At 54.4% G+C, this 16,773-nt stretch carries 18 protein-coding genes; 3 read left to right on the top strand and 15 right to left on the bottom strand.

From position 1 onward, the window contains the following. Nucleotides 1-77 precede the first annotated feature (77 nt). Nucleotides 78-1,289 (top strand): M28 family peptidase, encoded by a 1,212-nt coding sequence (locus JFL75_RS07830; RefSeq protein ID WP_215626125.1) that lies wholly within the window; start codon nt 78-80, stop codon nt 1,287-1,289. 23 nt (nt 1,290-1,312) lie between these two features. Here the strand turns inward: JFL75_RS07830 and JFL75_RS07825 are convergent, their stop codons facing one another. The 12 genes from JFL75_RS07825 to JFL75_RS07770 all read right to left on the bottom strand — a co-directional run bounded on the left by JFL75_RS07825 (nt 1,313) and on the right by JFL75_RS07770 (nt 12,496). Next, on the bottom strand, nt 1,313-2,833 hold the full coding sequence (locus tag JFL75_RS07825) for a histidine kinase N-terminal 7TM domain-containing diguanylate cyclase (protein ID WP_215626124.1): 1,521 nt from the start codon (nt 2,831-2,833) through the stop codon (nt 1,313-1,315). Next, nucleotides 2,830-4,377 (bottom strand): sensor domain-containing diguanylate cyclase, encoded by a 1,548-nt coding sequence (locus tag JFL75_RS07820; RefSeq protein ID WP_215626123.1) that lies wholly within the window; start codon nt 4,375-4,377, stop codon nt 2,830-2,832. The genes JFL75_RS07825 and JFL75_RS07820 overlap by 4 nt, the downstream gene beginning before the upstream one ends. 66 nt (nt 4,378-4,443) lie before the next feature. Continuing rightward, on the bottom strand, nt 4,444-5,421 hold the full coding sequence (locus JFL75_RS07815; RefSeq protein ID WP_215626122.1) for a DUF4097 family beta strand repeat-containing protein: 978 nt from the start codon (nt 5,419-5,421) through the stop codon (nt 4,444-4,446). A gap of 72 nt (nt 5,422-5,493) precedes the next feature. Further along, complete coding sequence (locus tag JFL75_RS07810; RefSeq protein WP_215626121.1) at nt 5,494-5,922, bottom strand: pyridoxamine 5'-phosphate oxidase family protein; 429 nt, start codon at nt 5,920-5,922, stop codon at nt 5,494-5,496. Between the two features lie 53 nt (nt 5,923-5,975). Then, nucleotides 5,976-7,721 (bottom strand): ATP-binding protein, encoded by a 1,746-nt coding sequence (locus JFL75_RS07805; RefSeq protein WP_215626120.1) that lies wholly within the window; start codon nt 7,719-7,721, stop codon nt 5,976-5,978. Between the two features lie 17 nt (nt 7,722-7,738). Continuing rightward, nucleotides 7,739-8,908: an FIST N-terminal domain-containing protein gene (locus JFL75_RS07800; RefSeq protein ID WP_215626119.1), complete on the bottom strand. Its 1,170-nt coding sequence runs from the start codon at nt 8,906-8,908 to the stop codon at nt 7,739-7,741. A 106-nt stretch (nt 8,909-9,014) separates the two neighbouring features. Beyond that, a complete protein-coding gene (gene crcB, locus JFL75_RS07795; RefSeq protein WP_215626118.1) occupies nt 9,015-9,404 on the bottom strand; it encodes a fluoride efflux transporter CrcB in 390 nt (129 codons plus the stop codon). Nucleotides 9,405-9,429: 25 nt separating this feature from the next. Continuing rightward, entirely contained in the window at nt 9,430-10,164 is a 735-nt protein-coding gene (locus tag JFL75_RS07790) for an MBL fold metallo-hydrolase (protein ID WP_215626117.1), read from the bottom strand. Between the two features lie 21 nt (nt 10,165-10,185). Beyond that, nucleotides 10,186-11,058 carry a carbon-nitrogen hydrolase family protein gene (locus JFL75_RS07785; protein WP_215626116.1) on the bottom strand — a complete coding sequence of 291 codons (873 nt, stop codon included), beginning with the start codon at nt 11,056-11,058 and terminating at the stop codon, nt 10,186-10,188. A 51-nt stretch (nt 11,059-11,109) separates the two neighbouring features. Continuing rightward, the gene (locus JFL75_RS07780) at nt 11,110-11,646 is read right to left on the bottom strand and encodes a DUF1697 domain-containing protein (protein ID WP_215626115.1); all 537 of its coding nucleotides are present in this window, start codon (nt 11,644-11,646) and stop codon (nt 11,110-11,112) included. 38 nt (nt 11,647-11,684) lie between these two features. Continuing rightward, on the bottom strand, nt 11,685-12,041 hold the full coding sequence (locus JFL75_RS07775; protein WP_215626114.1) for a hypothetical protein: 357 nt from the start codon (nt 12,039-12,041) through the stop codon (nt 11,685-11,687). A gap of 26 nt (nt 12,042-12,067) precedes the next feature. Further along, nucleotides 12,068-12,496 carry an N-acetyltransferase gene (locus tag JFL75_RS07770; protein ID WP_215626113.1) on the bottom strand — a complete coding sequence of 143 codons (429 nt, stop codon included), beginning with the start codon at nt 12,494-12,496 and terminating at the stop codon, nt 12,068-12,070. Between the two features lie 184 nt (nt 12,497-12,680). Between JFL75_RS07770 and JFL75_RS07765 the strand changes: the two genes are divergently transcribed. Continuing rightward, entirely contained in the window at nt 12,681-13,562 is an 882-nt protein-coding gene (locus JFL75_RS07765; protein WP_215626112.1) for a deoxyribonuclease IV, read from the top strand. A gap of 18 nt (nt 13,563-13,580) precedes the next feature. On the opposite strand, the gene JFL75_RS07760 is transcribed toward JFL75_RS07765, so the two are convergent. From JFL75_RS07760 to JFL75_RS07750, 3 genes are all read right to left on the bottom strand, one after another. Then, nucleotides 13,581-14,597: an alpha/beta hydrolase gene (locus JFL75_RS07760; protein WP_215626111.1), complete on the bottom strand. Its 1,017-nt coding sequence runs from the start codon at nt 14,595-14,597 to the stop codon at nt 13,581-13,583. Between the two features lie 208 nt (nt 14,598-14,805). Beyond that, the gene (locus JFL75_RS07755) at nt 14,806-15,192 is read right to left on the bottom strand and encodes a metal-dependent transcriptional regulator (protein ID WP_215626110.1); all 387 of its coding nucleotides are present in this window, start codon (nt 15,190-15,192) and stop codon (nt 14,806-14,808) included. A 192-nt stretch (nt 15,193-15,384) separates the two neighbouring features. Further along, nucleotides 15,385-15,906, bottom strand: coding sequence for a PepSY domain-containing protein (locus JFL75_RS07750; RefSeq protein WP_215626109.1), 522 nt, complete (start codon nt 15,904-15,906; stop codon nt 15,385-15,387). Nucleotides 15,907-16,102: 196 nt separating this feature from the next. Here JFL75_RS07750 and JFL75_RS07745 point away from each other — a divergent pair, with 196 nt between their 5' ends. Next, nucleotides 16,103-16,771 carry a response regulator transcription factor gene (locus JFL75_RS07745; protein ID WP_215626108.1) on the top strand — a complete coding sequence of 223 codons (669 nt, stop codon included), beginning with the start codon at nt 16,103-16,105 and terminating at the stop codon, nt 16,769-16,771. The last annotated feature ends 2 nt before the right edge of the window (nt 16,772-16,773 follow it).

Genomic DNA, 16,773 nt, shown 5'->3' with positions numbered 1-16,773 from the left:
ATTTTCAAACCTTACACTTGTACACCACCCTCTGCATTTTCCGTACCTTTACTCTGAAAAAGCAGAAGGAGAGATACATGGTTCGAAAAATATTGGAGACCCTTTCCCGGGAACGGCCTGTAGGCACCCCGGGGAACGACGCGGTGCTGGCGTATCTTGAGGAGCATCTCAGGAATATGGAATATGATGTCCGGTCCCTGCCATTCAGCTGCAGGATCTGGGAACGGGGGAGATCCGTGCTTACCATTAACGGCCGGGAGTTCGAAGTCTTTCCCGGTACGTTTTCCCGTGGTTTTTCCGGTACCGCCGGAACCGCCGCCGCCGGGACCATGGCGGAACTGGAGACCCTTGACTGCCGCGGCCGGATTCTCCTGCTTACCGGGGAACTTACCAAGGGACCGCTCCAGCCCAAGGACTATCCGTTTTATTACCCTGAAGATCACCGGCGGCTCATTACCCTTCTCGAGGAGAAGGCGCCGGCGGCCATTGTCGCCGCCACCGGACAGCACCCCCTCTGCGGAATGGATCCTTTTCCCCTTTTTGAGGATGGCAATTTTACCATTCCTTCGGCGTATATCAGCGCCGGTATTTTGAGGGAAATTGAATCAGATTTCCCGGGAGGAAGCGCGGCTCTCACGATTAACTCAAAGACTCTCCCCGCGCGGAGCCGCCAATTGGTTGCGTCCCGGCGGGTGGTGCAACCCCGGGGCCGGATTGTGTTCTGCGCCCACATGGATACTGCCTACAACACCCCCGGAGCGCTGGACAACGCCGCGGGAACAGCGGTGCTTCTTGAGGCGGCCCGGGGTCTTGGATCCGGGGTCTTTGGTGTTGATATTGTTCCGGTCAACGGCGAGGATTACTACGGCGCTCCGGGGATGCTGGCCTATCTTGCTTATCTGGAACAGGGCGGCGGGATTCCGGGAGGGCCGCCGGTCCTGCCTTTACTGGTAATCAACAGCGATTCCCCCTGCCATAGAGGTTCCCGGACGGCGGTTTCATTTTACAACCTGGATGAATCAGCACGGCTGCTGGCGGAGGATATTATTGGAAGAAGGAAAGAAACGGTAACCGGCGAACCCTGGTACGCCGGAGACCATGTTCCCTTTGCTGTTAAGGGGATACCCTGTCTGGCCCTGGCGTCCTCGGACATGGGCAGCGGCGGCTTACGGGATACCCACACCCCCCGGGATACTCTGGATACGGTAGACCCGGGGTTAGTGGAACCTTCCGCGTATTTTATAGCGGATTTTATAAAAGAATTTACCGCGGCTTTTACGGGTTCATAAACCTTGGAACAGCGCCGCCAGTTTTATAACGTTCTTTTTGCCTGCTGGGATTTACAGCGTTCTTTGTCCCGGTACATAGCGGCATCGGCGCGCCGGAGAGTCCCGGAAAACTCCTCCCCGGGGTTCTCCTGTACCGCCACACCCAGGGCGATAGAAGGTTTAAAGGGATACCGGTGCCGCTGTTTTTCCAGGGCGTTCCGGATGGCGTCCGTCAGCAAATCCGCGTCCTCTGTCCCGTGACCAGGCAGGAGGATGGTAAACTCATCCCCTCCGGTACGGAAAATCCGGGCCCTTGGCGGGCAGGTACTGCGAAGGGTTTCCGCCGTTACCCGGAGGAGAATGTCTCCCTGCTGGTGGCCAAGGGTATCATTGATTTCCTTAAGATTGTTGAGATCACCGGCGATAATTGCCAGGGGATAGCCGCCGTCCCGGTCCAGCTGGGAAAAAACTTCCTCCATCTGCCGCCGGTTGGATAACCCCGTTAACGCATCCATGCCCGAATGCCGGTCCAGATAAGCAATAAGTTTACGGTTTTCCGTTTCGTCGGTAATGAAGACAAAAGACCCCAGGGGATTGTTCCGCCTGTCGTAGATGGGTTTTTTTCGGAGGTTGAAAATCCGTCCGGAGCGGAAGTAAAAATCATTTCCCTGGCCAAGATCATCCAGGGATTCCTGTTTTTCCGACAGCGCCGCCATTTTTTCGGCCACGCTCCGGAATGATCCGCCTTCTGGAGTAATTCCCGTCTGTTCCAGCCAGGAGCGTGCGCTCCTGTTGGCACTGACGATTCCTTCCTCATCGTCCAGGATGAATATGGACCGGTCCAGGTAATGGAACGCCTCCTGCCGGGCGCGGATGCAGAAGTCCAGGCCGTGATAGTTTTTCGTTGCCAGGTAAAGCAGCATTGAAGAAAAGCTTGCCGATACCAGGGACAAATCCAAAGCCAGGGAAATCCGTACCACCAGGATATTGGCTGCCACTGAAAGTGAAATACCCAGGAGCAGCAGGGTTGAAGGCAGGCGGTAAATCCTGAGGATCTGTTTATGCTGGGTCAGGGCAAGAATAAATGCCGCCAGCATCAGTATGTAACAGTATACGGAGTGGTACCAGAACCAGGGTCCCCGGACCATACGTACCATGTGGCGGGGATAGGTTCCCAGGATTTCCATTTCCTGACGGATAAAACTATGGTACGGTGAAGTCAGCGCAATCCCCAGGGTAAAGATTGGAATAATGAAGAGAGACGCGGTGACGGCCCGGGGAAAATAGCTGGTGAGACCGTAAAATCGTACGATGTACAGAAACCAGGCCAGGACGGTGAGGGCTACAAAGGGAAGTTTCAGATCAAAGAGAAACCGGGCCAGAGCCGCATCCCGGGTACTGAAAAAGGCAATCGCGGAAACGAGCCAGCAGAGGATCACAGCGGTCACAAAGATCAGGTCCCTGTCCATGCGGCTGCGGTCTTTTTTGTGCAAAGTCAGAAAGATAAGAACCAGGGAGCACAGCGCAAGAACTGTGTAAACAGCCAGGGGAACGGCGTCGATCATGCTTTCCGCCCTCCGGACTTTTTGTCGGTGTACATACAGGAGTCGGCCGCCGATATAAGGGTGTTTATATTTTCCCCGGGTCTGGTTTTAGTGGCGCATCCCAAAGCGATAGATACCGGATGGGGAAAATCATTTACCTCTTCCGCCGCGGTTTGAATACTCCTGATCAGCTCCGCCGCCGCTCCGGCACCGCAGTGTCCTGCCATGATGGCGAACTCGTCCCCTCCCAGCCGGGCGGCAATTCCTTCTTCCGGACAGCAGCGGCTGAGGATCTCCGCCGCCTTGACCAGCAGTGCGTCACCGGTTTCGTGGCCGAAACGGTCGTTCAGACTCTTAAGGCCGTTGATGTCCCCGATAATAATACTTATGGGAAGGTTTTCCGGCCGGTCCAGTTCCCGCAGGGCCAGGTTGTAGCCGAAACGGTTTTTAAGTTTGGTCAGGGAATCGATCCCCGCAAGGCTCCGGAGCCGCTCAATGAGCAGCCGGTTACGGGTAACCTCCGTGAGGATAATGAAGCCGCCTGTACCCGCGGTTCCCATGCTGCTGGTTTCCGCGGCGGAAAGATTGCGGTGCCGGATATTGTAGACCACCGGGTACTTGCCGTTGGACACGTACATGTCTTCGCCCATTGCGGAATGGTCCTGGCTTTCCAGCCGGCGGAAGGTAATTTTCCCCGCGGCGGCCAGGGTTTTCCATAAGGTTTCAGCGGGAAGCCCCAGGGGACGTATCCCCAGGGAACTGAACAGTTTTTTTGCGGGTCCATTGGCGTCCGCCACTGTTCCGGCCTCGTCCAGCACAAGGATGGTTTCATCCAGATAGTCGAACATGTTCCGGCGCCATACGTTCAGGTAATCCGCCCTGCCGTTGCTTGATACACCGATGTAAAACAGAAAATTGGCGACACTGGTACCGATAAGATTGAAATCCAGCCGGTGCCCTTGGTCTATGCCCAGGATCTCCGTAAGAAAACCGGTGAGAAAAACCAGGAATCCCAGCAGTATCAGTGTCGCCGTGGGACGATAAACCCCGGGGAGATTCCTGCGCTGAGCCAAGGCTATGATTCCGATACTCAGCACCGGAACAAAAGTAAAGACGACATTCACGTAATACCAGATACCCCGGCTGCTTTTGATTTGGGTGAGCGGAGCCATGGACAGAACCTGGACGCCGGTCCGAAAAAGTCCATGGCCCATGGCGGTGAGCCCCATGACTGCGGTGACCGCCGGGACCGTAATAAGAACAATCCTGACCCAGAACGGAATTCTCTTTTGTATCCGGTACACCCCGGCAACCAGGAAAAGAAAAACCACCGGAATAAACGCCAGAAACATAAACTTGGCGGAGTAAATGAATTCCACCACCCGGGGATCGGCGGTACCATAAAACAGCAGTTCAAAACTCTGCCACCCTATGAGAAGCAGGCAGAGAATAATATAAACCCGGTCCACATAGAGTTTGTTTTTGCGGAAGATTGTGGACACCAGCAGGATACCGCTGATAATCAGCAGGGGAAGGTAAAATAGAATCAGTAGGGTATTTGTCATGGCGGCTGCTTCCCTGCCGGTACCCCAGGGCTGTTATTCTCTGAGGATGCCCAGTTTCATCAGGCTCTACAGCCAGCCGACGGTGATGGACCCAGAAGAGGTTTTTATATTCACGGAAAAGGTCCCGCCGGAATTCTCAGCGCCGTTGATAAAACCCTGGGCGCTTTTCCGGTCGTTGAAGGGTACCGCCAGCTTGTCCGAAAAGGGGGTCTGTATGGCGCCGCTGGAAGTTTCGGCGTTGAATTGGAACGCCGTGGTTTCCGGCAGGCTGAGCTGTATTTTTCCGCTGGAAGTCTCCATGCCGATGTTTCCGAGGGGCTTGGATACGGCACAGCGTATGGCGCCGCTGGACGACCGGGCCGTGAAGGAACCTTCCAGGCTATCTACCTGGACGACCCCGCTGGATGTTTCCAGGGATACCGCCCCGCGGAGATTACCGAAACTGAGGCTCCCGCTCTGGGTTTCGGCCCGGAAGGTACCGGCGGCGGTATCGCATCGGATTTTGCCGCTGCTGGAGGAGATGGTTATGGTATTTGCTGACAGGTTTCCCGCGGAAATGCCCCCGCTGCTGGAGGTGATTTCCAGGGAACCCGCCCTGGCTTCATCTATCTGTATTTTTCCGCTGGAAGTCTCCAGGCGTATGGTGGATAAGCCGAGAACAGCGCCGCTCCGGATACTGCCGCTTTGGCTGCGTATCCGCAGTTCTCCGGTATAGGACCGGGGAAGGGTGACCTCTATCCGGGAACGGAAACTCCCCAGGGGCCGCCGGCCCTGTTCGATAGTTATATCCGGGGTCCCGCTGTTAACCCTGGCGTAATAATCCGGGCTGTCCTTGCTCATGTATTCTTTCACAATCAGGGCTTCCCCATCACCCTGGAAGAGTTCAATATCATCGGCCCCGTAGACCACGGAGACACTTCCGGCACGGGCGGGATCAATGGTTTCGGTATTGACCAGCACCGGCTCCGAAGCACCGCCGCAGAAGAGGGGTAAAACGCATACAGCAAATAAAATTAAGAAAAAAGAAAAGAATTTTACCTTCATTTTTATACCTCACAGGAACGAGTGTACACTATTCCCGTGAGATAGGGGAGACCTGGCCGGGGATTCCCAGGCCTATTCACCGTAATCCACAGTAAAATCCTCGGATTGAAGATTTCCGTAGATCCGGCCTTTTTGGGCGGTGAACCGGAGCACACAGTAGTTTGGGTCCGTGATACCGCCGGGATAGTACAGTTCATCGCCCTCATGCCAGAGGAGTTCCTTGAATTCCGGGGTTTCAAGAACCTCCATGGTTCCCGTGAGCAGAGCTCCCCGGAATCCCCTGGGGTCACAGAAGTACACGCAGGCCTTTGGATTTTCCCGGAAGTGGCGGATTTTGTTGGTGGGGGTGTTGGTGGAAAAATAAATGATTTTGACGCCCTCCCGCTTTCGGGGGCGGAGCATTGCCCTGATCTGAGGAAAGCCGTCCCCGTCAACGGAGCCGATAAATGAAAGGTTCTGGCCTTCAAAAAGCTCGGCCACAAATTGTTCCTGGGGTTTCACTGGTCCCTCCTGATTTTTCCGTCATAAAGCGTAACGTCCCAATGGTCTATGGCTTATTTCTTAACAACCAGATCCCTGGGCAGCCAGGTCATGAGGCAATCCGCCAGGGCTCCCTCGTCCATGGGTTTTGAGAGAAAACCGCTGAAACCGTTGGCCAGGAACATTTCCTGGGCGCCGCTTACGGCGTTGGCTGTAAGGGCTACGATGGGCACCTGGGCTTCTTTCCCTCCCAGTGCTCGGATCCGGCCGGCGGCTTCGACACCGTCCATGCCGGGCATCATGTGGTCCATAAGAATAAGATCATAGGCATTGGTCCCGGCCATTTCCACCGCCTCAGCTCCGCTGGAGGCAAAGCTGGTTTGTACCTTGAAAGGCTCCAGCATGGCCGCGGCAACCTGGAGGTTTATATCGATATCATCCACCACCAGCACCCGGGCCTCCGGGGCGGTAAATTCTATCCGGCTGGCTCTGGTTTCCGCGGGAAGATCCTCCGGGCGGCCTTCGGCCAGAGGAAGCGTAACGGTAAAGCGGGAGCCTTCGCCGTAACGGCTTTCCACCCGGATATCTCCATCCATGAGTAGGCAGAGCTTTTTTGTTATGGCCAGACCCAGACCGGTGCCGGTGACCTTTTTGTTCCGGGCAAGATCGAGCTGCTCAAAAGCGGTAAACAGCCGGGGCAGAGCCTCTTCCTTTATTCCGATCCCGGTATCTTCCACAATAAACGCGAGGTTCCCGCCGGGAGCCCGGGCCGCGGTAAAATCGATCCGTCCCCGTTCGGTGTACTTGAGGGCATTGTTGAGAATATTGGTGAAAATCTGCCGGATCCGCGATTCGTCACCCAGGACAACCTCGGGCAGGTCCGGCGCAAAGGTACACGAAAATTCCAGTCCCTTCTGGCTGAACATGAGTTCAAACATGGCCCTGAGATTGGATAGGAGCCCGGCCAGTCTGAAGTACTCCGGAAAGATTTCCATTTTTCCGGCTTCAATCTTGGAGAAATCCAGAATGTCATTTATAAGATTCAGCAGTACCTGGGAAGCGTTCTGGATATTCCGGAGATGCTGATGCTGGGTATTGTCCAGTCCGGTACTCTTGAGCATTCCGGAAAGGCCGATAATGGCGTTCATGGGGGTCCGGATTTCGTGGGAGACCGTGGCCAGAAAATCCGACTTTGCGGCGTTGGCCCGCTCAGCCTCGCCTTTGGCCTTGAGTACTTCGGTCATGTCATAAAAAAAGGCCATGGCGCCCTGGGCCGTTCCGTCATCCCCCAGCATGGGGGTAAGCTGGATGCTGTAGTTCCGGGGCGTTCCGTCCCTGGCAAAATCCACGGTTTCGGAAAGTTCCACCAGGGAAGTCCCGGCATAAACCGCGGAAAATCCCCGGTCAATTTTTTCAAGAAAGTCCGCTTCGGCATAGGGCTCCAGGAGTTCACGGTAATGGAGTCCCTGGACCATACCCAGGGCGGGGATGCCGCAGCTCCGCAGAAAAGAAGCGGTACAATAGACCATTCTGCCTTCTTTGTCGAAGAGAATGATGGTGTCCGGACAGTTCTCCATGAGGAGTTTCATGTACCGTTCCAGTTCGGACCGCTTCGCCGCGATGGTCCGCTGGATGCTTTCCCGTGCAGCGGCGGCTTCCCGGTTCCGGTCGAGCTGCCGTCTGAGCATTGCCAGTTCCCGTCCCAGCCGCCGGAATTCCCGTTCCCGGTTTTCTTTTTCGGCCCGGAGGGCCGTAAGTTCTTCCCGTAGCTTTTTTGCGGACGCTTCCCCTTCAGAACTTTTCCTGTCTCCCGTTTCCATGATACTTTCTCCGCTCCTTACAGTGCGCAGATAACAAAGGAATTGTTGTGGCTCCGGTTTACGGTTTTCCCATCCCGGGTACGGACCGGGCAGATTTCGCCGCCGGAATAGGCCATCATGTAGTTTGTTTTGCGGCCTTTCATTCTGGATACCAGCAATTCCAGTTCCGCCAGCTGTTTGTATTCCAGGGTAAAGTACCGGCCTATGCAGGAATAGGCTAAAAGCAAGCTGTACTCCCTGCCTTTGGACAGCGCCTTGTTCAGAGCGGCGGTTGATGAATCGATGATCTCATCGGCGTCAAAGCGGCCGATACTTAAGATGGATCCCACGGGAATCTTACCGCCGCACACGGCACTCCCGTCAGGGGTCAGGGCAAACATTGCCCGGACCACGGGCTCGGTACCGTCGTTGAAGTCTACGATAATAGGGAAGGAATTGATCCCCGTGATAGAACCTTCCTCATTTTTTGTGAGCCCCAGAGAGAGCAGATAATCTGTGACGGATTTGTTGTTCACCGATTGGAGCTGATTGCCCTGGGAGGCGGTAACCGCCCCTTTCTCGGGGAAGACCTTCTCGTCGGAGATGGTCCCGATGTAGAAATCCGGGACACAATCCCCGTAAGCCAGGAGTACCGCGCAGCGGTCCCTCCAGGACTGACCCCTGAAGATCACCTGGGAATCATGGTAATCCGCGTTATGGTCCACCGCCAGGGTCCCGAAGTTGGGAATCCCGCCGGAGATTTCATCCAGGTTTTCGACGAAAAAGTCGACCCCAGTGTTGAAGAGCAGGGGCGCGAAACTGAACATAAACGCGGGGCGGCTCTCCCGCCCGGAGGATGCATCCCGGTAAGCCTGTTTCAATGTCTCGGGGTCTTCCCCGGAAATGGGCCCGCTGAGTCCCAGGGAAAATTCTATGTCGTCGCTGGTAATTACCAGGAGACAGAGACTGGTTTCTCCCAGGGTTCCGGCAGCCGCATTCGCTATGGTAGTAGTCCCGATGATGTCAAAGGGCAGTGTTTTCTGCAGGGCTTCGATAATTCCCGTTTCCAGGAATTCGGCAAAACAGGAAAGAATACCCACGGTATTGTTGAGCAGATTCCCTTCAAAATCTAGTCCCCGGATAAGATCGGACACAGCCCGTTCCGCGTCGTCTATTTCGTCTGTGCAGGCCGAAAAGGATCTGAGCATCTTCGTTCCTCCCTGTTGGTAAATCCTGTATTCTGTCAGCTGAAATAATACCACAGATACGGCCCTTTGCCAGCGGCTAACCAAAGCCCTCCGCGCCGTTTCCTGCTCAGCCCGCCGACCCCGGCTGGAAGATGATTTTTCCCAGCCAAAGACCGGCCAGGACCGCTAAAAGGCAGAGGCCATTGCTCAGCAGGAGATTTAATAAAGCCGGCCCGGTTTTTCCGTCCATAAATAGCACCATGGTTTCCAGCGCATAGGACGAAAATGTTGTATAGCCCCCGAGCAGGCCGGTGATAAAAAACAATTCCGCCGGGGCCGAAACTTTATGAATTCTGAATAATGAAAAAAGAAACCCGATCAGAAAAGAACCGAGAATATTTACCAGGAGGATACCCAGGGGAAAGGACGTTTCAAAAATCCGGTGGGCCAGCTTTGACGAACCGTACCGCAGTACCGCCCCGATTCCGCCGCCTAGGGCAACGCTCAGGATATTCATATACACCTCCCGCCCGGACACTGTTTCATTCAGTTTTTCCCATGGCCGCAGCTTCCAGCAGTCCGGGGATATTTTCCCGCACCGTCCCTCCGTGGTAACAGACTATTGTCCTGGGAGACAGCGCCCGGATGGTTTCCACGGAAGCGAGACTCTTTTTCATGTCCAGCGTAAATTCCGGGTTGGGAACCGTGAGGCGGCCTCCCTCAAAGGCCAGGGCGTCTCCGGTCAGGATGGTGCCGCTTTCATACAGCCAGAGGGAGATATGTCCCGGGGTATGGCCGGGGGTGGGAATAACCCGTATCCCCGGGCTTATTTCTCCGGCGGCATCATCGAGGAGAAGATCCACGGGACAGGGCTCTATGGTTTTCAGATACCCGGCAAACCAGAGTCCAAAATCCCGGGCGGAGCCCTCCAGGGTCATGTTGTATTCTTCAGCCTGAATCAGCCTCAGGGATGTGCGGCTGCCGTCTATATAGGGCGCTTCGTTTTTATGGGCCGCTATTTTAATGGAAGGATTCCGCGTCTTAAGCGCCCGCAGGGAGCCCACATGGTCATGATCGTGGTGGGAAATAATAATTCCGGTGAGATTCGAAATTGAAAAACCCCGCCGGCTGAGCTCCGATTCAATGGTATCGGCCTGGGCCGGGTAACCCGCGTCAAACAGGAGGGTCTCCGTTCCGTTTATGATGAGAACCGGATAAACCGTCACATCCTCCTGTCCCGCTCTGCTTTTCAGTTCCAGTACTTTAAATTCAACCAATATGTATCCTCTTTTTCCGGCTTAGCGCCGGGCATCCCGCCGTATAAAAGGCTGCTTGACCTCTTCGGAGCAGAGAAGGGAATACCGTCCGGGTCTCCGGTAGGCGTTGCCCCAGACTTCCCGTTTCCGGTATTCCGCAAGTTTGTCCATATTGAATTCCGCCGTATAGATTCCTTCGGCTTCCCCGGCTTCCGTCAGGAGCATATCCCGCTCACCGCAGTCCGGGGAATCATCGTCATAGGCTATTCCGTCAAACGCCAGGGAATGGCCGTTGCAGTCCTCCCTGTCCGCCGGGTAATTGGCCATGGCCACCCCCAGCATGTTTTCAAAAGCCCGGGACCGGAGCTGGCTTTTCCGGTTGATGCCTATGGGACAGGCGTTTGGAATGAGGATGAGCTCCGCACCCTTCAGCATCAGGATCCGGGCGCTTTCCGGGAATTCCCGGTCATAGCAGATCATAGCGCCGATGGTGATTTTTCCGCGGCCGGTGTCCAGGACCGCGGCCGTGAACTCATTCCCCGGAATGAGACAGGCGTCATCGCCGAAGTCGCAGGTGTGGACCTTGGCGTATGTCAGGATGTTTTTCCCGGTACGGTCGAACACCGTAACGGTATTTCTGGTTCCTCCGGGAACGGCCTCGAGATACGTCAGCGCCACGGCCATTTCCAGGTTCCCGGCCTGTTCCTGAAAGGCCCGCACAAAGGGCGAACCGGCATCCAGGGCTTCCCGGCTGTCCCGGGAAAAAACATACCCGGTGTTCCACATCTCCGGGAACAGAACCAAGTCGCACCCCAGCGCTTTTGCCCGGCCGCAGTAGTCCAGACCTTTCCCGAGGTTTCCTTCCTGGGTTGCGGCAGGGGCTATCTGCAGGAGTCCGATTTTGAAGTTATCCATGGATGTTCCTTTAGGGCCTGCCGTTTCCCGGAAAACGCCCGCAGCCGGTTTTTAATTCCCCAGGAGTTCGTTGAGTTTCCGGGTGGTGTTCCAGTTCCTGATGCTCAGGCTTCTGTAAAACGGCATACCGATAATCCTGGAAATATGGCTTCTGGAAGCGAGGCTTTTGAGCCGGGCAGCGTAAATAACCTGTCTGCCCAGGTGGATCCGGTCAACACCTTCCCGGACCGGAAAATCCAGGATTACATCTTCCGGATTGCAGGTGTCCGCAAAAAAGAGGACATCATACTTCCATGCTTCATCGGTGCCGTAATCCGGCGGAGCTTCCGCGACCACAGTCCTGATTTGTTTGCCGGTAAAAACCAGGATATCCGTATCCGCGCCGAAGGTTTCCCGGATTTCTTCCCTGATTTTTTTTGCAATAGCGGACTTGTCCTTTTCAGCGGATGAAAAAATGACATTGCCGCTTTGGATATAGGTCTTCACATCGGTAAATCCCAACCCCTCGAAGGCGGACTTAAGGGCGTCCATCCTGATGAGATTTTTGCCCCCTACGTTGACTCCGCGCAGCAGTGCCAGATATACCATACGATTCCTTTCCGTGTTCCGCTGGGAAGGCGGCGGTCCTAATTAACCTTTTCCAGGGACAGCGGATCTCCCCCGAAAACAAGAATCAGACGCCCTCCGGAAAAGAGATACTCCAGATCCAGGATATCATTTTTCCCGGTGTTCCACTGGTACCCGTCGTATTGCTTCTGGACGGTGTACCTGAGTTTGCCTCCGCCGGCGGAGAATGTTCCCACGCTGACCGTATTCCGGCTGAGCATGAAGAGGGTGTTTCCCTGAAAAATAAAATGAAAAGCCCCTATTTCGTCTTTTCCGGTCCAGATCCCTTCCAGGGAACTGTCCTGTCCCGTCTGAGCGGGAAGGGCAGCCAGGATCAGCAAACCCAGTACCAGACCAGCGGTGATTCTTTTTTTCATGATACCCCCTTTAGGAAAGCGTTGCTCTATTTCTTCCAGGCCATGATGAGTTCCCGGCGTCCGGTATGCTCATCGGTTTGTTCCCGTATTTCCGTAAACCCCTGTTTCCGGTAAAACGAGACACTTCGGGTATTTTCAGTATAGACCGCGAGGGTGAGTTCGTCCCGGAGGCTTTTGGCTAAATCCATCAAAGCCGTACCGATCCCGTGTCCCTGGGCTTCAGGCAGTACAAACAGGGCGGCCAGGTCGTTTTTGTTCAGGGAAAGGAAGCCTTGTATGTTTTCATCATCCTCCCAGACCCAGGTTTCGGAGTTCGGGATATATAAGGTCCGCATGGCTTCTGTTTTTGACCGCCAGTATTCCGGGTCCGCAAAAGCATGGGCTATAATTGAGGATTCAAACCAAATCTGGATGACCCTGTCCATGTCATCCGCCGTGATTGTCCGCAGCATCATGGTATACTGTTAAGCATATCCGAATAAGTTCCCGGATTCAATACGCTGTGTTCTTTTTATAAATATACCAAACGGACCGGGTTTTGACGCCGGATGGTTTTTCTTAAAAAAAAATTGTATTAAAATGAAAATCCGTCCGGCGGACAAAGGCGGAAAATTTTACGGAAAAAGGATACCCGGAATTATGGCCGAAGGATCAGGGACACAAACAAACGCGCGCAGCCCCCGGGTATACTATATCGGCACCCAAATTTCCTCCGGCAAAGGCTATACCGCCATGGGACGGGATGCCGTAAAGATCGGCGCCAATACCCTTCAGTTTTTTCTCAGGAATCCCCGGGGCAGCAAAGCGCGCCCTCTGAACCGGGATGATTTGGCGGGCCTCTCCGCGGTGCTTGCGGAGAATAACTTCGGGAAGATTATGGCCCACGCCCCCTATACAGTAAATGCCTGCTCCCGGGATCCGCATCTCCGGGAGCTCTCCGCGCAGATGTTTTCAGAAGATTTGGACCGCATGGATCTTCTTCCGGGGAATTACTATAACTTCCATCCCGGTAGCCGCCAGGACCAGGAATTGTCCGCGGCGGTGGATTATATCGCCGGGATGCTCAGAACCGTCCTGGCGGGGAGCCGCCCTACCACGGTACTCCTGGAAACCATGGCAGGCAAGGGGAGTGAAGTGGGGCGGAACTTTGAGGAACTGGCGGCTATTATCGACAAGGCCGCCCTGCCCGGAGATTCCCTGGGAATCTGTTTCGACGCCTGCCATCTCTGGGATTCCGGCTATGATATCGTACATGACCTGGACGGCGTACTGGAAAACTTTGACCGGATTATCGGGCTTAAGTATCTAAAAGCCTTCCATATTAACGATAGCCAGAACGGCCGGGGCAGCCGGAAGGACCGCCACGCTGTTCTGGGGGGCGGGTATATTGGCATGGACGCCATTCTGGCAATAATCAGTCATCCCGCGCTCCGGGGACTGCCGTTTATTACCGAAACGCCAATCACCCTGGAAGAACACCGGGAGGAAATCGCCCGGCTCCGGGAACGGCTTCCTGTCTGATGTAATCCATCGCGGCGGTCACAGTCCGAGGGAATAAAGAAAATCCAGGATTTCCTGATTGCAGGATTCTCCCTCGGGTATATCCGGAACGGTGTTGAAACCGTGCCACATGCCCTCATAGACCGCAAGCTGTACGGGAACCCCCGATTCCTTCAGAAGAACCCTCAGCCGCAGGGCGTCGCTCAGAAGCAGGTCCCGGGTTCCGGTGGTAATAAAACACGGAGGAAAGTCCCGGGGATAATCGGCGTAAATCGGGGAAATAAGGGGATTCGTAAAATCTTCCCGTTTTCCGATATAGGCAAGAACCGTCTTTTCTACGGAATTATTCCATGCCAGGATATCCCGTCCGTCGTTGGCTACATAGGAATCCCCGGAACCGGTAAGATCGGCCCAGGGTGTGCAGAGCACCGCCGCGGCCGGATAGGGCAGTGCGGCCTCCCGGGCTTTAAGCAGTGTGGTGAGTACCAGATTGCCGCCGGCGGAAACCCCGAATACAATAATCCTGCCGCTTTCCGGGGCGCTGACCAAAGCCTGGTATACCCGGAAGCATTCGTCCAGAGCCTCCGGAAACTGGGCCCGGGGGCTTAATGAATAATCAATGCTTACTATAGAAATCCCCAGGAGCCGGGCCATATGGAGAACGAAATAGTCCACCGGCTCTCCGGCTATAAACCCTCCGCCGTGGATATACAAACCCAGTACATCGTCCCTGGATCCTCCGGAGGGGGTGATCACCGCCACGGGCACACCGGCGATGGTTTCCCGGTCAACCGCCAGTTTATGCTGTTCCAGATAAAGGTTCACCTCCGGCGCGTGTTTCCGGGCATCATAGGCGGCGATTCCCGCGGCAATGGTCTCGGTGATTCCAAGAGCGGGAAGCCGGACTGCCTTGTGTTTCTGGTAATATTCCTGAGCCTCGAGGCTCACGGTTTCACGCTGGGCATCCTTGAGTTTTATGGTTGATACGCATGAGGAGAACAAAGCCATCATGGCAGTAACGCAGAGCAATGGTCCGTTTCGAAAAATTCTATTCACATTCTTCCTTGGTAATTATTACTTAACCGTTCCGGTTCCAGCCCGCCGGTCCTCTGCTAGTATATACAGTATCGGACAGACGGGCAATAACTTCCCGGCAACCGGTTGTATAAAAACGGAGGCTCATGGATTGCCATAAAAGAGTTTGTTTTTAAACCGTAACTGGTACGGGATCCAGGGGAATATTTTATTCTGAGTCAGCCCAGCGCTACTTGCCGCCGGGAGCGGTATGGTTTTTATTGTACGCGGCTTTTAGTTTATCAAAGGATTTGTTGCTGATGGCGTGTTCGATGCGGCAGGCGTCCGCCGCGGCGGTATCCTTATCCACTCCGGCCTGTTCCAGCATCTCCCGGAAAAAAGTGTGCTTTTCATAGACCTTGGACGCGATCTTTTTTCCTTCCTTGGTGAGCAGGATATGTTTGTTCACATCCAGTTCTATAAAGCCATCTTCCTGGAGGAGGGTAATCGCCCGGCTGATGCTGGGTTTTGAGTAACTGAGGAATTCCGCCACGTCCACCGACCGGACCCGGGGGTTTTTTTCACTCAGGATCAGAATGGCTTCGAGATAGTCTTCTTTTGAATGCTGAATTCTCATCCGTACGGTTCCTTTAATTGTGTATGGATTTTTCTTTATTATAATATAGCGGAATTCAAGATTTATACAAAGATATTTTATGGAATAACGGAATTTTTCGGAATAAGCCGGAGAAATACCGAACCCCGGCCCGGAAACTCCCGGAGCAGGCCGCCCCTGAAGCGGGGACAGCCGATTCCGGAAGTGATCAGGTTACCTCCGGTACCGGACTTCCATTTCATAGGAGACCACATCTCCGGTAACCGCGTCGATGTCCAGTTCGTAACGGGTATCACCGTCGCTGATATTTATCTCATACACCAGTATTCCGTCTTCCCGGTCGAGTTTGGACCTGGTTATCCTGCCGCCGCCGGCCCGCTCCAGGGCAATGGCCTCGGCGTTAGCCTGGGAGATTTCCGCGGTCCGGGCGGTACTGGTCCGCCGGATATTCCGTACCTGTTTGATGCTGTGTTCGTAGACCAGGCCGTCATCGGAGCCGATTTCGAATTCGTGGCGTTCATTGTCCTTGATAATTTCTATCTCGTAATAATAAAACCTGTCGTGCCGGTCCAGTTCGGAACTCACCACCGTGCCGCCGCCGGCCTGGGCCAGGGCGATTTCTTCCGCCTTGTCAAAGCCGATATCTGTCCGCGATGTTTGGGCAAACAGACCCGCCGGCAGCAGAACCATGATACAGAGGAAAACTGCGATCCCGGTTTTTTTACTTGTCTTCATACTAAACTCCTTGCAATAATTTTAATCCGACTATGAGGCTTTTGCCTCCCTTCTGTACCAAATAATACGGGATCAAGATTAAAGGAAAATTAAAAAATACTTTTTTTGTGAAATATTTTATTTTTTTAAAACTTATCCGGCTTAATCTGTTTTTAATTTTCGAATGGTAGTATATCCTTATATATAAGGAAGAAACATGCGAATATTGATTGCTGAGGACCAGCAGGATCTGAATGAGGTCCTTTCCAAGCGGTTTAAGGCGGAAAACTACAGTGTGGATTCCTGTACCGACGGTGAGGCCGCGCTGTACTACCTGGAATCCGCGGAATACGATGCGGCGGTGCTGGATATCATGATGCCCAAGCTTGACGGACTTGAGGTTCTCCGCCGCATCCGGGAGCAGAGAAATACAACCCCGGTTCTGCTCCTCACGGCCCGGGACAGCGTGGATGACCGGGTTACCGGACTGGACTCCGGCGCTGATGATTACCTTATTAAACCCTTTGCTTTTGAAGAACTTCTCGCCCGGCTCCGGGCCCTGACCCGGAAGACCGCCGGGAAGCGTACGAATATCTTTACCCTGGCCGACCTGACTGTGGACTGCGGAACCCATACCGTGGAACGGAGCGGCCGGGCTATTGATCTTTCGGGCAAGGAATTTGCCATGCTGGAGTATCTGATCCGGAACGCCGGGATAGTACTGTCCCGGGATTCCATCGAACAGCATGTCTGGAGCTACGACTACGAAGGGGGCTCCAATATCGTTGATGTGTATATCCGGTACCTCCGGCGCAAAGTGGATGAACCCTTCGGGAAAAAACTTATTCACACGATAAAAAACGCCGGTTACGTACTGCGGGAGTAGTA

The organism is Breznakiella homolactica, from assembly GCF_016616095.2.
Classification (GTDB): domain Bacteria; phylum Spirochaetota; class Spirochaetia; order Treponematales; family Breznakiellaceae; genus Breznakiella; species Breznakiella homolactica.
The sequence above is the reverse complement of the archived record's forward strand: the minus strand, read 5'-3'. Positions and strand labels throughout refer to the sequence as shown.

Coding starts and splice junctions, on each gene's coding strand:
- JFL75_RS07825 (WP_215626124.1), bottom strand. CDS start 2,833: ATGATCGACGCCGTTCCCCTGGCTGTTTACACAGTTCTTGCGCTGTGC.
- JFL75_RS07750 (WP_215626109.1), bottom strand. CDS start 15,906: ATGAAGACAAGTAAAAAAACCGGGATCGCAGTTTTCCTCTGTATCATG.
- JFL75_RS07775 (WP_215626114.1), bottom strand. CDS start 12,041: ATGAAAAAAAGAATCACCGCTGGTCTGGTACTGGGTTTGCTGATCCTG.
- JFL75_RS07815 (WP_215626122.1), bottom strand. CDS start 5,421: ATGAAGGTAAAATTCTTTTCTTTTTTCTTAATTTTATTTGCTGTATGC.
- JFL75_RS07765 (WP_215626112.1), top strand. CDS start 12,681: ATGGCCGAAGGATCAGGGACACAAACAAACGCGCGCAGCCCCCGGGTA.
- JFL75_RS07755 (WP_215626110.1), bottom strand. CDS start 15,192: ATGAGAATTCAGCATTCAAAAGAAGACTATCTCGAAGCCATTCTGATC.
- JFL75_RS07800 (WP_215626119.1), bottom strand. CDS start 8,908: ATGCTCAGATCCTTTTCGGCCTGCACAGACGAAATAGACGACGCGGAA.
- JFL75_RS07780 (WP_215626115.1), bottom strand. CDS start 11,646: ATGGTATATCTGGCACTGCTGCGCGGAGTCAACGTAGGGGGCAAAAAT.
- JFL75_RS07745 (WP_215626108.1), top strand. CDS start 16,103: ATGCGAATATTGATTGCTGAGGACCAGCAGGATCTGAATGAGGTCCTT.
- crcB (WP_215626118.1), bottom strand. CDS start 9,404: ATGAATATCCTGAGCGTTGCCCTAGGCGGCGGAATCGGGGCGGTACTG.
- JFL75_RS07785 (WP_215626116.1), bottom strand. CDS start 11,058: ATGGATAACTTCAAAATCGGACTCCTGCAGATAGCCCCTGCCGCAACC.
- JFL75_RS07805 (WP_215626120.1), bottom strand. CDS start 7,721: ATGGAAACGGGAGACAGGAAAAGTTCTGAAGGGGAAGCGTCCGCAAAA.
- JFL75_RS07820 (WP_215626123.1), bottom strand. CDS start 4,377: ATGACAAATACCCTACTGATTCTATTTTACCTTCCCCTGCTGATTATC.
- JFL75_RS07770 (WP_215626113.1), bottom strand. CDS start 12,496: ATGATGCTGCGGACAATCACGGCGGATGACATGGACAGGGTCATCCAG.
- JFL75_RS07830 (WP_215626125.1), top strand. CDS start 78: ATGGTTCGAAAAATATTGGAGACCCTTTCCCGGGAACGGCCTGTAGGC.